We start from the raw sequence: 16,160 nt of genomic DNA on the forward strand, positions 1-16,160 counted from the left end.
CATGCCTCAGTCCTTCCGCACCGTCATCCACCTGGACCTGCGGGCCGGGGCGGCGGCGCTGGACAACCCGTCGGCCCTGCGGGCCCGCGTCGCCCAGGAGCTGGGCCGGGCCGGGCTGGCGGAACCCGACGACCCGCTGTTCCTGGTGGTCGACACCCCGGCCGGCCTCACCGACCACCAGGTGCAGTACGAACTGCTCACCGGCTACCGGGCGGTGGGCGAGGTCGGACTGCTCGTGCTGCTGGTGGGCAGCGCCCCCGGCTCGTTCGCCGGCGAGGAAGGGGACTTCCAGCCCGACCGGCGGCTGCTGAAGCCCTCGGTGCTGCGGACCTCGGGCACCGGGCTGCTGTGGGTCGGCGATCTGCGCTCCGCCCGCACCGCGCTGGAGCAGCCCGCACCCGACGACCCGGACGCGCTGGCCGTCCTCGTGGACGTGCTGTCCGTCCCGGACGTCTACCTCAGCGTGCTGGACAGCGTCCAGTCGCTGCCCGAGGCCGTCGCCGCGCCCGGCGTACGGCTGCTGGAGCAGGACCTGCCGCCGGAGGTGCGCGACCGGGCCTGGCGTGACGCGCTCACCCGGTTCGCCGGCGCGGACGACGACCTCGCGCCGGACGTGCTGCTGACCGCCTCGTCCGGAGCCGATCTGCCGGAGCCGCTGCGCGGTCTGGTGGTCGGCCGGGGCGGCCGGGACCTCGGGCACCGCGAACCCGGCGGCATCGCGGACGAGGCCTACCGCGCCTGCGCGGACGCCCTGCACTACGCCGACGACGCCCTGGCCGGGCTGCGGACCCTGCCCGGACTGCTGCGAGCCTCCCGCCGGGAGGCGTTCGAGGCGGAGGTCGAGCAGGCGCGCACGTCGCTCGACGGCTACCGGGACCTCGTCGCGACGGCCCTGCGCAGCGGCGGCGGCACGGCACCGTCCGCCGCCGAGGCGGCGACCCGGCTGGCGGCCCTCGGACTGCGGGTGCCGTCGGCCGAGGGCATGGGCGAGCGGATCGGTGAGGGGCTGCGGGAGTTCGCCCTGAAACTGCTGGGCCAGGGGCTCGCCCTGCGCTCCGTGGCCCAGCGCTTCACCGGACTGGCCGGGCGGGTGGAGCCGCTGCCGAGCTCGGCACTGCTGCCGAAGTTCGCCCCGCACTCCGCCGAGGCCGTGGCCCGGCAGACGGCGGGAGCGGCGGGAGCGGCGGGCACCGCCGTGCCCGGGATGCCGGTGGCCGGTCCGTCGGCGGCGGCCGGGGCGGGGCTGCTCGGTGCGCTGTGGGCGGGGCCGTTCCTCGCGCTGGCGGCCCTCGTGCCGCTGCTGTTCCTCGGCATGGCGATGCTCGGGGCGGCCCGGCTGCGGGGCGCGGGACGTCCCGGACGCTGGGCCGTGGCTCCGCGGGTCGCGGCGTTCGGCGGTGCCGTGGCCGGGGCGGGAGTGGGCTACGCGACCGAGCCCCCGGTCTGGCTGGGCACCATCGGCCTGCTGCTGGGGGCCGGCGTCGCGGTGGAGACCGTACGCCGGCTCTGGCGGGCGGCGACCGACGCCTGGGCGCCGGGCCACACGACCGCCGTACTGCGCAAGGCCCTTGACGGCCTGGACGTCCTGCTGGCCGAGGCGGTCCGCGAGCACTGGGCCGTCGAGGAACGTCTGTACTGCGCCGACGCCGCCCGTTCCGTCGCCGGCATGCTGCGGGCGACGGCGGCCGCGGCGGAGGCGGAGGCGGCCCCCGAGCCGGCGCGGCTCGCGTCCAGCGGGGCGTCCGGCGCCTTCGGCGCGGCCGGTGCCGGGACCCCGGCCGAGGACGACTGGCTCTCCAGCGACCCGGACGTGGCACCCGAGGACTCCTACACCGGAGCCGACGACGAGGAGAGCGACTGGGCGAACGTGTACGCGTGGAACGACGGGGACGGGGCCGCGTGGGAGGAGCCGGGCGCGGACAAGGAGCGGGAACGGGAAGGGGAACGGGGGCGGGCGGCGAACGCCGAGAGCCCTTGGGGGCACCGCCCCAAGGAGGCTCCGCGCTGGCTGGAGCGGGAGAGCGGTGAGGGCGGACCGGAGCTGGTCGCCACCCTCTCCGCCGACCTGACGGACGCCGCCCTCGAAGCCATGAAGCACTACTGGGGTGCCGTCGAACGCGGCCAGGCCGGTGCCCGCGCCGTCCGGCGCACCGAGGAACGGGTGCGTGAACTGCTGTCCACGGCCCGCCACCACCTCCAGCACAACGGCGTTCTGGCCCCGCCTCCCTTCGCCGCCCCGCGCCGCGTTCGCGCCACCTCGGCGAACCTGCTCGGCACCGACCCGTACGGACTGGCCGAACTGGTCGGCGCGGAGGCCGACCGGCAGGCCGTGGTGCAGCTGTCCACGCCCGAGCAGGGCACGCTGCTCAGCCGCGATCCGGCGGCCGCGGTGTGGCTCAGGTTCGCGCCCGGGGCCGTACGCGACGAGGTCGAGAAGTGCTGGCGGACGAGCGGTTCGGTGCACCCGGAGGAGGTCCTGTGGACGTCGTCGGGCCGGTACGCCGGCCTGGTGCGGCTCACCCCGCTGCGGATGGGCGTGGTGCACACCGTCCGGCCCCGGCACGGTTCGGCGCCCGACGGGACCGACCGGGGTGCGGCGAGGAACCCGTACGACCGGGGCGAGACGACCGAGCCGTACGACCGGGCGGACTCGGACGACTGGCTCGCTTCGGACGACTGGTCGGGCTCCGGCGACCTGGGGGACGGCGACCGAGGAGACCAGGACCGAGGAGACCGCGACCGAGGAGACCGCGACCGAGGAGACCGCGACCGAGGGGACGGAGATCGCTGGTGATCGGCACTCCGCGTCCCGGCCCGCCGCATCCGTCCCCGTACGTCCCCCCGCACATGTACGAACGAAAGGACCGCCGGTGACCAGCACCGCGCATGCCCGCCCGCCGGGTTCGGGCGGGCCGCCTCCGGACAAGCTCGCGTTCACCGTGCCCTCGGGACGGCGGCGCGTCACCCCGGTCCGGGTCGGCCGCGAGTTCCGCCGCGACCGGCTGCTGCCCCAACTGCTGCGCAGGGCCGTGCTCGACGACGAGGGACAGCAGTGCGTGCAGGTGTGGCTGAGCGCCAAGGACGCGGCGAACCCGGCGGCGCGCGCCCTGCTGGACACCGAGGCGGGCACCGCCGTGCACCTCGGCCAGGTGCTGGGCGACACCGAGTACGCGGCCCTCTTCCCGAGGCTCATCGGCTACGAGCTGGACACCGCCGAGCCGTTCCTGCTGTACGAACCGCCGCGCGGCTCGGCCGTGTCGCGGATCCATGTGATGGGCGCGGCCGACCAGGAGATCTTCACCCGGGACCTGATGCTGGCCCTGTGTCTGCTGGAGGGCCAGGGCCTGGTGCCGCGCGGCGTCTCGCCCGCCACCGTGCTGTGGGACGGAGCCAGGGTCCAGTTGTGGGGCCTGGAATCGGTGACCCGGATCGGACGGCCGCGGCGCCCGTGGGGCCGGTCGCCCTTCTGCCCGCCCGAGCAGCGCGCCGGCGAGGGGACGGCCGACCCGCGCGACGCGGTGTGGAGCGCCGCCCAGGTGCTCTACCGGCTGGCGACCGGGAGGCCCGGCCCCGCCGACCGGCCGCCCGCCGACCTCGCCGACCACCGCAAGCTCGACCAGACGCTGCGGGCCGCCTTCGCCCCGAGGGCCGCCGCCCGGCCGACGCCCGCCCAGGTGCTCGACCTCGTGGCGCCGGGTGCCGCCCGCCGCGTCCGGGTCGCCGTGCCGCCCGACGAGACCCGCCCGCACCACGAGGCGTTCGAGGAGGCGCTGCGCCTCAAACGGCAGGCGCCCGCCGCCCGGCCGCCACGGGGGCCGGGGTCCGAGCAGGCGGGCGGCGAGGTGCTCTGCCCGTACTGCCTGGAGACCATCCGTCTCGACCTCACCCAACTGTTCGTCACCGACAGCCGGATGCAGTACAAGCCGCTCGACCTCAAGGGCATCAACAACCCCGTGCGGCGGACCGACGTCATGCGCGGCGCCGTCCAGAAGTGCACCGCGGACCCGGAGTTCCCCGCGCACTACATCCCGGTGCCCTACCTGACGTACGGCCGCCCGCTGACCGTCGCGATGGTCGGCCAGTCCTCCACCGGCAAGAGCCATCTGCTGACCCAGATGATCGCGGCGATCACGGACGGCGGACTGGAGCCGTTCGGCCTGAAGTGGCAGTCCGTCAACCCCGAGCAGCACGCCCGGTTCGTACGGGACTGGGTGCGGCCGCTGCGCGAGGGCCAGGTCCTGGACCACACGCCCGCGCTGGGCATGGACGACTTCGCCCGCTTCGTGGAGTCGCTGCTGATCACCGACGCGCGAGGGCAGGTGCGCCCGGTCGCGTTCTTCGACCTCGGTGGCGAGGACCTCGTGCGGACCGACGCTGCGCTGCGGTTCCTGCTCGGCGTGGACGCCCTGGTCTTCGTCGTCGACCCGGCACTGGCCCTGCCGCTGCCCCAGTTGGACCACGCCAGGGAACGCTGGGGGGTGGAGGTGAACCGGGACGGTGACCTCGCCTTCGGCACGGTCCTGGACCGGCTGCCCAAGAACGGCGGGTACCTGGACGTGCCGGCCGCGATGGTGCTCGGGAAGGCCGACCTGCTCAGGTTCCAGCCGCCCGTCGACCGGTGGCTGAGCCGGCCACCGGCCACCTCCCTCGACCCGGCGCTGGTGCGCGAGGAGAGCCGGGACCTGTACGGGCTGCTGCGCCGGCACGCCGGCCAGGCGTGGCTGCGTCCCTTCGACGCGATCCGCCGGTGCACGCTGCACATCGCCTCGGCGACCGGCGGCCAGGAGGACCACGGCCGCTATCCGGCCGGGGCGGGGCCCCGGCGGGTGCTGGAGCCGCTGCTGGCGCTGCTCGCCATGCACGGGCTGATCCAGGTGCCGGGCGGCGCCGAGGCGCTGGCGCTGGGGGAGGCGCCCGCGCTGGAGGCGGTGCCGTGGGAGGAAGCCGAGGCGGCCGGGGAGGCCGGGGAGGCCGGGGAAGCCGGGGACGCCGAGGAATTCGAGAGGTCTGGAGGGCCCGGGGAGCCCGAGCGATCCGAGGGAGGGAAACTTCAGTGAACGACTTCCAGGACCGGGGCCGGGTGCATCAAGTCGTCTACCGATGGGACGGCAACCACGGCCGCCAGGGCACCGGCATGAACGCCGTCGCCCACTCCTGCGACGCCGAGCGCGCCGGGGAACTGGGCCGGGAACTGGGCCCGTTGCTGTGGGTGTCCGGGGCGGCGGCGGCCCGGCCGAGCGTCGTGCGCACGCTCTCCCGGGACGGCGACGTCCTGCTCGTCCAGCGCTGGCCCACCACCGACCGGGGCGGCCGGCCCAGCACGGTCAGCCATGTCCTGGTCGGTGACCGCGGCACCTTGAAGGTGCGGCAGTGCCTCGGGCTCGCGTACGGCGGCTGGGGCAGCCGGGAGAAGGCCGAGACGGCCTCCGGCAAGCAGGACGCGGTCGAGTGCGCGAAGCTCGACGCGCTGGCGCTCAAGCGGTTGCCGGAGATGCTGGAGCGACTGCAGTCGGTCAATCACGCGCTGACCCTGACCGCGGCGGAGTGGCTGCGCGATCCGGCCCAGCGGATCTCGCTGCTGATGGAGGACAGGAGACACCCCGGCTGGCCGGACCATGGCACGGTGCCGGTGGTCTACCTCGGGCTGTTCCTTCTCTTCGGGCACTGGCTGGACCGGCAGTGGACCTTCGCCACGTACGACGGCGCGGACAGCCGTCCCCTGCGGCTCACGTCCGTCCCGCGCTGGGAGCCGGACACCGGCGGGTCCGGACCCTTGGCCCGGGTCAGGGGAGGCAGGCCGCCCAACCCCAGGTTCGAGCTGTGGGCGGCCTCCGAGCTCGTGCGGCACGTCCTCGCGCACCCGGAGGCGGATGCCGGGGTGCCGCAGCTGGTCGACGAGTTCCGGGGCGGCGCGGCACTGGACTGGGAGCGGCGCCGCGCCCGGCTCAAGGAGATCCTCGGCACCGACGGCACACCCCCGTCCGGCACGAGGATCCCGACCCTCGCGCCCCCGCCCCGAGCGGCGGAACCGGCCCGAGCGGCGGTCGTCTCGGAGCCGTACCCGGAGTCGTACCCGGAGTCGTACCCGGAGCCGTACGCGGACCGGCATCCCGAGCCGTACGCGGAGTCGTACGCGGAAGACCGGCATCCCGAGCCGTACGCGGAGTCGTACGCGGAAGACCGGCATCCCGAGCCGTACGCCGACTCCTATCCGCCGTCCCACCTGAGTGCGGCCCCCCTGCCCCCGCCCCCCACCGCTCCTCCGCAGCCGCACCAGCGGCTCGTCATCGATCCGGGCGGCCCCGACACGCGTGCCCTGCACGAGGACCTGCGTGCCTATCGGCGCGGGGACGTCATGGGGCAGAGCGTGCTGCTGGCGGAGTTGCGCAGGCAGCCCGACGAACTGCTTCTGGACGAACTGCGCTCCGGTGAACTCCCGCCGGAGTCCCTGGAGTTGCTGCTGGACGTGCTGGGAGAACCGCACCGCGTGCAGGCACGCTCGCTGGACCTGCGGCACGTGCTGTGCGCGGAGGTGCTGCACAACGGCCTGTACTTCACGCCCCACGGACCCGGCGCGGACGGCAGGTCGGGGGCGGACCGGGCCTCCCGGGCGGCTCACCTGTTCGGGTGGGCCGTCGCCCCGCTGGCCCGGGACGAGCGTCATCTGCGCCAACTTCAGGAACTGCTGTACCGCATGAGCCGCGACCCCCACCCCACCACGGGCAACTGGCTCCGGCAGAGCATCGTCGAACCGGCGAACGGCCAGGTCCCCGACCTGCCACCGGCGGTGTGGGGCCGGCTGCTGGGGAACGCGCTGCTACGGGCCGACAGACCGCACTCCACCCCGCCGGCCCCTCAGGCCCCCCAGTCCTCCCAGTCCCCTCAGGCTCCCCCGGCGCCCCGCACCACCCCGGCACCCGTCGTGCCTCCACCACAGCCGGAATCGCCGGGCCACACGCCGGAACCCTTCATGTCCAGGATCTCCGGCCGGATCGGCGGTGCGGGCTGTCTGCTCGCGGGCGGCGTCGCCTTCTGCGTCATCGGCACGGTCTTCGTGGTCGCGTGGTTCTTCAGCTGAGCGGACCGCTCAGGGAGCCAGGCGCTTCTCGAACCAGTGGCTGGCGTAGACGTGGTCGTCGTAGGCCGGGATCTCCGCGTACCCGCACGCCCGGTACATCGCCTGCGCCTCGGTGAGCGCGGCGTGCGTGTCGAGGCGGACGACGGTGAAGTGCCGTGCGGCGGCCTCCTGTTCGAGCGCGCCGAGCAGCCGGCGGGCGAGGCCGAGGCGGCGGGCGTCGGGGTGCACCCAGACATGGCGGATCTCACCGACGCCGGGTTCGAGGCGCCGTAGCGCCCCGCAGCCCACGGGGCGGCCCTCCTCGTGGGCGACGAAGAACGCGCCGGCGTCGCCGGACACCTCCTCGGGCCGGACGAGGTCGTTCTTGTCGAATCCCTCGGGGAACCGCTGGTCGATGTCGGTGGCGTACGCGTCCAGGCAGGCCCGGGCCTCCGGTGCGGCGCCGTCGACGAGGTCCACGGTGATGCCCGCGAGGCGCAGCAGACGCTGCGTGGTGGCCATCGCCCGGACCAGTTCGGCGCGCTGCGGTTCGCCGAGTCCTTCGAGGAGCCCGGCGGCGGCCGCGCCCGCCCGCCGGTTCTGCTCCTTGACCTCCACCCGCCCGGCCGCGGTCAGCTCGATCATCCGCAGCCGGTTGTCCCGCGGGTGCGCGCTCAGCCGGACCATGCCCTGGGCCTCCAGGGCCTTGGCCATCCGGCTCAGATACCCGGCGTCCAGGCCGAGCCGGCTCCTGAGCTCGCGCAGGGACACGCCGTCCGCGCACTTGGAGATCTCGAACAGCAGCCGGGCCTCGCCCAGCGGGCGGTTCTGGCCTAGGTAGTGGTCGTCCAGTACGCCGATACGGCGCGTGAAGTAACGGTTGAAGCGGCGGAAGGCCGTCACGTGCTCCGTTGAGACTGGCTCCATATTTCTTTGACTTTAGTCAAATGTTTCGCCGGAGTCCATGGGTTCGCGCGGGTGGGGGAGGATCCGCCGGTCGGCTTCCCGGCGCCTTGATGCCGTAGGGGCGTGGCTGCGCGTCGCCGATCGAGTCGGTTTCGACCGGTTTGTCCGCATGTTCAGTGACACAGCGCACTTTCGGCCCCGGATCGCGCATGCATCCGGAGGCAGGGGGCAGGCGCACCCGGTCCCGTGAGTGACACGTGTGTGACACAGGGGCTCTGAACAGGAACGGAAGGCAACACTCGATCATGGCGGAACGAACGGAACTCCAGGCGCGCAGCACCATCCACGCGGGAGGGGAATGGCGTGCGGCCGTCTCCGGAGCCACCCGCGAGATCCTCGACCCCGCGGACGCGACGCCCTTCGCCGTGGTCGCGGAGGGTGACGAGAAGGACACCGACCTGGCCGTGGCGGCCGCCCACCGCGCCTTCGACGGCGGCCAGGGGGAATGGCCCCGCACGCCCGTCGCGGAGCGCGCCGCCCTGCTGCGCCGCGTCGCCGACCTGCTCGTGCGCGACCGCGAGGAGCTCGGCCTGCTGGAGAGCCGCGACGCCGGCAAGACCGTCGAAGAGGGCCGGGTCGACATCGACTGCGTCGCCGACGCCTTCCGCTACTTCGCCGACCTCGTCGCCGGCGAGGCCCCGGGCCGGGTCGTCGACGCGGGCTCGCCCGACATCCACAGCGTCGTCGTCCACGAGCCGGTCGGCGTGTGCGCGCTGATCACGCCGTGGAACTACCCGCTGCTCCAGGCGAGTTGGAAGATCGCCCCGGCCCTCGCCGCCGGGAACACCTTCGTCGTCAAGCCCAGCGAGATCACCCCGCTGACGACGATCGCCCTGATCGAGCTGCTGGTCGAGGCGGGCCTGCCGGCCGGCGTCGCCAACATCGTCACCGGCCCGGGCCACTCCGTGGGCGCCCGCCTCGCCGAGCACCCCGACGTCGACCTCGTCTCCTTCACCGGCGGTCTGATCAGCGGCACCAAGGTGGCCCAGGCCGCGGCGCCCACCGTCAAGAAGGTCGCCCTCGAACTCGGCGGCAAGAACCCCAACGTCGTCTTCGCCGACGCCTGCGCCACCGACGAGACCTTCGACACCGCCGTCGACCAGGCCCTCAACGCCGCCTTCATCCACAGCGGCCAGGTCTGCTCGGCCGGCGCCCGCCTCATCGTCGAGGAGTCCGTCCGGGACCGCTTCGTCGCCGAACTCGCCCGCCGCGCCCAGCGGATCCGCCTCGGCCGCGGCACCGCCGACGGCGTCGAGTGCGGCCCGCTCGTCTCCGAGCAGCAGCGCGCGAAGGTCGAGGCGTACGTCGACTCCGCGCTCAAGGAGGGCGCGGTGCTGCGCTCCGGCGGCAAGCGGCCCGAGCCGTCCCCTCAGCGGCCGGAGAGCGGCTACTTCTACGAGCCGACCGTCCTCGACCACTGCCACCGCGAGATGAGGGTCGTACGCGAGGAGGTCTTCGGACCCGTCCTCACCGTCGAGACCTTCCGCACCGAGGACGAGGCCGTCGCCCTCGCCAACGACACCGAGTACGGCCTCGCCGGCGCCGTGTGGACCGCCGACGCGGGCCGGGCCCGGCGCGTCGCCGGGCGGCTGCGCCACGGCACCGTCTGGATCAACGACTTCCACCCCTACCTCCCGCAGGCGGAGTGGGGCGGCTTCGGCAAGAGCGGGGTGGGCCGCGAACTCGGCCCCGCCGGACTCGCCGAGTACCGCGAGACCAAGCACGTCTACCAGAACCTCGCCCCGAAGCCCGTCCGCTGGTTCGTCGGCTGACCGCAACCGCACCGGTCCCCCTCCCGCCTCCGACCGCAAGACTTCGCAAGCCCCCTGGAGTTACCCCCACATGTCCGAGAACACCCCTGTCTACGACTACGTCGTCATAGGCGGCGGAACCGCAGGCTCCGTCATCGCCTCCCGTCTCACCGAGAACCCGGACGTCACCGTCGCCGTCATCGAGGGCGGCCCCAGCGACGTCGGCCGCGACGACGTCCTGACCCTGCGCCGCTGGATGGGCCTGCTCGGCGGTGAGCTGGACTACGACTACCCCACCACCGAGCAGCCACGCGGCAACTCCCACATCCGGCACAGCCGCGCCCGCGTCCTGGGCGGCTGCTCCTCCCACAACACCCTGATCGCCTTCAAGCCGCTGCCCTCCGACTGGGACGAGTGGGAGGCGGCCGGCGCCAAGGGCTGGGGCGCGGTGCCGATGGAGGCGTACTACGCCCGGCTGAAGAACAACATCGTCCCGGTCGACGACAAGGACCGCAACGCCATCGCCCGCGACTTCGTCGACGCCGCCCAGGGCGCGCTCGGCGTCCCGCGTGTCGAGGGCTTCAACAAGCAGCCGTTCACCGAGGGCGTCGGCTTCTTCGACCTCGCCTACCACCCCGAGAACAACAAGCGCTCGTCGGCGTCGGTGGCGTATCTGCACCCGGTGATGGACGAGCGCGAGAACCTCACCCTCCTGCTGGAGACCTGGGCGTACCGGCTGGAGCTGAACGGCACCCGCGCCGAGGGCGTGCACGTGCGCACCAAGGACGGCGAGGAACTGCTGATCCGCGCCCGGCGCGAGGTCGTCCTGTGCGCGGGCGCCGTCGACTCGCCCCGCCTGCTGCTGCACTCCGGCATCGGTCCCGAGGAGGACCTCACCGAGCTGGGCATACCCGTGGTCCACGACCTGCCGGGCGTCGGCGAGAACCTGCTCGACCACCCCGAGTCGGTGATCGTCTGGGAGACGAACGGCCCGATCCCCGACAACTCGGCGATGGACTCCGACGCGGGCCTGTTCGTCCGCCGCGACCCCGAACAGCAGGGCCCGGACCTGATGTTCCACTTCTACCAGATCCCCTTCACGGACAACCCGGAGCGACTGGGCTACGAGCGCCCGGAGTTCGGCGTCTCGATGACCCCGAACATCCCCAAGCCGAAAAGCCGCGGCCGGCTGTACCTGACCAGCGCCGACCCGTCCGTGAAGCCCGCGCTCGACTTCCGCTACTTCACCGACGAGGACGACTACGACGGCCGCACCCTCGTCGACGGCATCCGCATCGCCCGTGAGATCGCGAAGACGCAGCCGCTGGCCGGCTGGCTCAAGCGCGAGGTCTGCCCCGGCCCCGACGTCACGGGCGACGAGGAGCTGAGCGAGTACGCCCGCAAGGTCGCGCACACCGTGTACCACCCGGCGGGCACCTGCCGTATGGGGGCCGCCGACGATGAACTGGCCGTGGTGGACCCGCAGTTGCGGATCCGCGGCCTGGACGGAATTCGAATCGCCGACGCCTCCGTCTTCCCGACGATGACGGCCGTGAACCCGATGATCGGGGTCCTCATGGTCGGGGAGAAGGCGGCGGATCTGATGGGAGGTGAGGCGTGATGAGTACGACTCCTCAGAACACGACGCCCGAGACCCGCAAGCCCCCGACCGAGACGCCGGTCTTCTCCGTCGAGGGCCTGTGGAAGGTCTTCGGACCCAAGGCACACCGGGTCCCCGCCGACCCGGAGCTGACCGCGCTCGCCCCCGCCGAGCTGCGCGCCCGCACCGGCTGCACGGCGGCGGTCAGAGACGTCTCCTTCGACGTCCGCAAGGGCGAGGTCTTCGTCGTCATGGGCCTGTCCGGTTCCGGCAAGTCCACGCTGGTGCGCTGCCTGACCCGGCTGATCGAGCCGACCGCGGGCACCATCGCCATCGACGGCGAGGACGTGCGCGCCATGGACCGGTCCCGGCTGCGCGAACTGCGCCGCCACCGCGCCGCGATGGTCTTCCAGCACTTCGGCCTGCTCCCGCACCGCACCGTCCTGGACAACGTGGCCTACGGCCTGGAGATCCAGGGCGTCGGCAAGGCGGAGCGCCGTGAGCGGGCCGCCGAGGTCGTCGCCAAGGTCGGCCTGGAAGGCATGGAGCACCGCAGGCCGGGCCAGCTCTCCGGCGGTCAGCGCCAGCGCGTCGGCCTGGCGCGGGCGCTCGCGGTGGACCCCGAGGTCCTGCTGTTCGACGAGCCGTTCAGCGCGCTCGACCCGCTGATCCGGCGGGACATGCAGGAGGAGGTCGTCCGACTGCACCACGAGGAGGGCCGCACGATGGTCTTCATCACCCATGACCTCAGCGAGGCCCTGAAGCTCGGTGACCGCATCGCGCTCATGCGGGACGGCCGCGTGGTCCAGCTGGGCACCCCCGAGGACATCGTCGGCTCCCCGGCCGACGACTACGTCCGCGAGTTCGTCCGCGACGTCCCGCGCGAACAGGTCATGACCGTGCGTACGGCCATGCGGCCCGCGTCGGCGGACGAGGCCGGCAACGGCCCGGCTCTCGCGCCGGACGCGACGGTGTCCGAGGCGATCGAGGCGGTGGCGCGCACCGGTGCCCCGGCCCGGGTCGTGGACGAGGGACGGTGCCTGGGAGTCGTCGACCACGAACAGCTCCTGGGTGTCGTGGCGGGGACGCAGCAGGGCGCCGTGGCGGGGGCCGGAAAGAGCAAGGAGGTGGCGTGATGGCCACCGTCACCGCTCCCGCCCCTCGGCTCGCCCTGCCCGGCGTCCTCAAACGCCCGGCGGTGCGCAAGCTCGCGCTGCTCGCCCTCGCCGCGGCGATCCTCGTGCCCCTGGCCGACGCCCGCTGGGCCAGCGGCAGCTGGCCGGCCGCGCTGACCGTCGACGTCTCCGAGCCGCTCGGCAAGGCCAGCGACTGGGTCATCGACAACCGGGACAGCCACCCGCTGTTCCTCTACTTCTTCGGGCACATCAGCAACGCGATCGTGCTCGGCGTACGCGTCGTGTACCTGGTGCTGCTCGCCGCCGGCTGGGCCGGCGTCACCGCCGCCGCCTCCCTCATCGCCTGGCGCGTCGCAGGCATGCGGCTCGCCGCAGGTACCGGCCTCGCGTTCCTCGCCTGCGGGTTCCTCGGCATGTGGATCCCGACCATGCAGACCCTCGCGCTCATGGTCGTGGCGGTCCTCGCCTCGGTCGTCGTGGGCGTGCTGCTGGGCCTCGCCGCCGGGCTGTCCGACCGTATGGACCGAGCCCTGCGCCCGGTGCTGGACACCATGCAGGTGCTCCCGGCCTACGCCTACCTCCTCCCCGTCGTGCTGGTCTTCGGCCTGGGCGTCCCCGCCGCCGTGCTGGCCACCGTCGTCTACGCCGCCCCGCCGATGGCCCGCCTCACCGCCCTCGGCCTGCGCGGCGCCGACAAGGAGGTGCTGGAGGCGGTCGAGTCGCTGGGCGCCACCGCGCGGCAGCGCCTGCTGACCGCCCGCATCCCGCTGGCCCGCAAGGAGCTGCTCCTCGGCCTCAACCAGACGATCATGATGGCGCTGTCCATGGCGGTCATCGCGTCGGTCATCGGCGCCGGCGGCCTCGGTGACCGCGTCTACCAGGCGCTGGCCTCGGTCGACGTCGGCGCGGCGCTCGCGGCCGGCATCCCGATCGTGCTGCTCGCCGTCGTCCTGGACCGGGTGACCTGCGCGGCGGGGGAGGGCCTCGCCGACGAGCCCCAGCCGAACGGCCGGGCGCGCTGGGTGTACACCCTGGCCGGCGCCGTGGCCGTAGCCGTCGCCGGACGTCTCGCGGGCCGTCTCGACTGGCCCGACTCCTGGGCCCTGAACATCGCCGAGCCGGTCAACCGCGCCGTCGACTGGATGACCGCCCACCTCTACTCCGGCGTCCCCGTCATCGGCGGCACCGCCGACTGGGCGGCCCACTTCACCACCTGGGTCCTCAACCCCCTGCGCGACGGCCTGCAGTGGCTGCCCTGGTGGTCGCTCCTGCTGATCGTCGCCACCCTCGCCTGGCTGATCGGCACCTGGCGCACCGCGCTGACCGCCGTGCTCGCCATGGCCGCGATCGGTGTCCTGGGCGTGTGGGGCCCGTCGCTCGACACGCTCTCCCAGGTGCTGGCGGCCGTCGCCGTCACCCTCGTCCTGGGCTTCGCCACCGGCATCGCGGCGGCCCGCAGCGACCGCTTCGAACGCCTCCTGCGTCCCGTCCTGGACGTCTTCCAGACGATGCCGCAGTTCGTGTACCTGATCCCGGTCGTCGCCCTGTTCGGCGTGGGCCGCGCCCCGGCGGTCGCCGCGGCCGTCGTCTACGCGCTGCCCGCCGTCGTCCGCATCACCACCCAGGGCCTGCGCCAGGTCGACCCGGCCGCCCTGGAATCGTCCCGCTCGCTCGGCGCGACCCCGGCGCAGCAACTGCGCCAGGTCCAGCTCCCGCTCGCCCGGCCGGCGTTGCTGCTCGCCGTCAACCAGGGCGTGGTCCTGGTCCTCGCCGTCGTCATCATCGGCGGCCTGGTCGGCGGTGGCGCGCTCGGCTACGACGTCGTCTTCGGTCTCGCGCAGGGCGACCTGGCGACCGGTCTGGTGGCCGGCGCCGCGATCGTCTGCCTCGGCCTGATGCTGGACCGGGTGACCCAGCCCACGCAGCGCCGCACGAAGAAGGGAGCGTGACATGCGACTTCGTACGACTGCCGTAGTGGCCGGGGCGTCCTCGCTGCTGCTGCTCACCGGCTGCGGCGCCGCCGACATGACCAAGCAGGCGTCGCCGTTCGCCAACGCGCAGGGCGCCAGGACGGTGACCCTGTCCGTCCAGTCCTGGGTCGGCGCCCAGGCCAACGTGGCCGTCGCCCAGTACCTGCTGGAGCACGAGCTCGGCTACCGCGTCGACACCGTCCAGATCGACGAGGTGCCCGCCTGGGACGCGCTCAGCCAGGGCCGGGTCGACGCGATCCTGGAGGACTGGGGGCACCCGGAGGAGGAGCAGCGGTACGTCAAGGACAAGAAGACGATCGTGAACGGCGGCGACCTCGGTGTCACCGGGCACATCGGCTGGTTCGTCCCGACGTACTTCGCCAAGGCGCACCCGGACGTCACCGACTGGAAGAACCTGAACAAGTACGCCGACCAGCTGCGCACCGCGGAGAGCGGCGGCAAGGGCCAGCTCATGGACGGCTCGCCCTCCTACGTCACCAACGACAAGGCCCTGGTGAAGAACCTGGACCTGAACTACCAGGTGGTGTTCGCCGGTTCGGAGGCCGCGCAGATCACGCAGATCAAGCAGTTCGCCAAGGAGAAGAAGCCCTTCCTGACGTACTGGTACGAGCCGCAGTGGTTGTTCGAGAAGGTCCCGATGACCGAGGTGAAGCTGCCGGCGTACAAGGAGGGCTGCGACGCGGACCCGGAGAAGGTCGCCTGCGCCTATCCGCACACCCCGCTGCAGAAGTACCTCAACGCGGACTTCGCGAAGGGCGGCGGTGAGGCGGCCGCCCTGCTGAAGAAGTTCAAGTGGACGACCGAGGACCAGAACGAGGTCTCCCTGATGATCGCCGAGCAGAAGCTGTCGCCCGAGGAGGCGGCGAAGAAGTGGGTGGACAGCCACGAGTCCACGTGGAAGGCGTGGCTGTCCTGACGGTCACTTCGTGAGGCCGGCCGCGATCTCGCGCAGCGCCTGAGCGGCCGCGCGCTGGAGTCCCGGCCCGAACGTCACGCGGGTGGCCCCGAGTTCACCGAGTTCGGTGGGCGAGGGGCCGCCGGTCGGCGTGCCGTGCACATTGATCGGCCCCTGGATGCCGGACCGCAGCAGCGGCAGTACGTCGGTGGGGGCGCCGATCGGATACACGCAGTCGGCGCCCGCGGCGACGTACAGCGCGGCCCGCTCGATGGCCCGTTCGGCGGCCTGCTTGGGGTCGGCGCCGCCGCCCTCCCGGACGAAGGTGTCGATCCGGGCGTTGACGAACAGCCGGTCGGCGGCTGCGTGCCGTACCTCGGCGAGCCAGTCCGCGTGCTGTCGCGGGTCCTTGAGGGCGCCCTCTTCGGAGTCCTCGAGGTTGCAGCCCACGGCGCCCGTCTCCAGCAGCCGCTCCACCAGTTCCTTCGGCGCCAGCCCGTACCCGCCCTCGATGTCCGCCGACACCGGCACGTCGACCGCCCGGACGATCCGGGCGACCGCCGCGAACATCTCCTCGGCCGGGGTCCGCCCGTCCTCGTAACCGAGGGAGGCGGCGACCCCCGCGCTGGGCGTGGCGAGCGCCGGGAACCCGGCCTCGACGAAGACACGGGCACTGGCGGCGTCCCACGGGCCGGGCAGGACGAGCGGGTCGCCGGGTGCCTGGCGCCGGTGCAGGGCGCCGAAGGCTTCGACCTTGGTCATGG

At 73.3% G+C, this 16,160-nt stretch carries 10 protein-coding genes; 8 read left to right on the forward strand and 2 right to left on the reverse strand.

Annotation, left to right across the window (positions count from 1 at the left end):
• Nucleotide 1: 1 nt before the first annotated feature.
• From ABZ078_RS28360 to ABZ078_RS28370, 3 genes are all read left to right on the forward strand, one after another.
• Nucleotides 2-2,794: a hypothetical protein gene (locus tag ABZ078_RS28360; RefSeq protein WP_356579879.1), complete on the forward strand. Its 2,793-nt coding sequence runs from the start codon at nt 2-4 to the stop codon at nt 2,792-2,794.
• 76 nt (nt 2,795-2,870) lie between these two features.
• Entirely contained in the window at nt 2,871-5,057 is a 2,187-nt protein-coding gene (locus ABZ078_RS28365; protein WP_356579786.1) for a hypothetical protein, read from the forward strand.
• Nucleotides 5,054-7,078, forward strand: a complete 2,025-nt coding sequence (locus ABZ078_RS28370; protein ID WP_356579788.1) for a hypothetical protein — start codon at nt 5,054-5,056, stop codon at nt 7,076-7,078. Before ABZ078_RS28365 ends, ABZ078_RS28370 begins: the two co-directional genes overlap by 4 nt.
• 9 nt (nt 7,079-7,087) lie before the next feature.
• Here the strand turns inward: ABZ078_RS28370 and ABZ078_RS28375 are convergent, their stop codons facing one another.
• Nucleotides 7,088-7,984 carry a bifunctional helix-turn-helix transcriptional regulator/GNAT family N-acetyltransferase gene (locus tag ABZ078_RS28375; RefSeq protein ID WP_356579790.1) on the reverse strand — a complete coding sequence of 299 codons (897 nt, stop codon included), beginning with the start codon at nt 7,982-7,984 and terminating at the stop codon, nt 7,088-7,090.
• Nucleotides 7,985-8,268: 284 nt separating this feature from the next.
• On the opposite strand from ABZ078_RS28375, the gene ABZ078_RS28380 reads away from it, so the two are divergent.
• From ABZ078_RS28380 to ABZ078_RS28400, 5 genes are all read left to right on the forward strand, one after another.
• Complete coding sequence (locus tag ABZ078_RS28380) at nt 8,269-9,795, forward strand: aldehyde dehydrogenase family protein (protein WP_356579792.1); 1,527 nt, start codon at nt 8,269-8,271, stop codon at nt 9,793-9,795.
• A gap of 70 nt (nt 9,796-9,865) precedes the next feature.
• A complete protein-coding gene (locus ABZ078_RS28385; protein ID WP_356579794.1) occupies nt 9,866-11,395 on the forward strand; it encodes a GMC oxidoreductase in 1,530 nt (509 codons plus the stop codon).
• Nucleotides 11,395-12,510: a glycine betaine/L-proline ABC transporter ATP-binding protein gene (locus ABZ078_RS28390; RefSeq protein ID WP_356579795.1), complete on the forward strand. Its 1,116-nt coding sequence runs from the start codon at nt 11,395-11,397 to the stop codon at nt 12,508-12,510. Before ABZ078_RS28385 ends, ABZ078_RS28390 begins: the two co-directional genes overlap by 1 nt.
• The gene (locus ABZ078_RS28395; protein WP_356579797.1) at nt 12,510-14,459 is read left to right on the forward strand and encodes an ABC transporter permease subunit; all 1,950 of its coding nucleotides are present in this window, start codon (nt 12,510-12,512) and stop codon (nt 14,457-14,459) included. The genes ABZ078_RS28390 and ABZ078_RS28395 overlap by 1 nt, the downstream gene beginning before the upstream one ends.
• Before the next feature lies 1 nt (nt 14,460).
• The gene (locus ABZ078_RS28400) at nt 14,461-15,417 is read left to right on the forward strand and encodes an ABC transporter substrate-binding protein (RefSeq protein ID WP_356579799.1); all 957 of its coding nucleotides are present in this window, start codon (nt 14,461-14,463) and stop codon (nt 15,415-15,417) included.
• A gap of 3 nt (nt 15,418-15,420) precedes the next feature.
• On the opposite strand, the gene ABZ078_RS28405 is transcribed toward ABZ078_RS28400, so the two are convergent.
• Nucleotides 15,421-16,158, reverse strand: a complete 738-nt coding sequence (locus ABZ078_RS28405; protein ID WP_356579800.1) for an isocitrate lyase/phosphoenolpyruvate mutase family protein — start codon at nt 16,156-16,158, stop codon at nt 15,421-15,423.
• Nucleotides 16,159-16,160: the final 2 nt, after the last annotated feature.

It is taken from the genome of Streptomyces sp. NPDC006385, assembly GCF_040612485.1.
Taxonomy (GTDB): Bacteria; Actinomycetota; Actinomycetes; order Streptomycetales; family Streptomycetaceae; genus Streptomyces.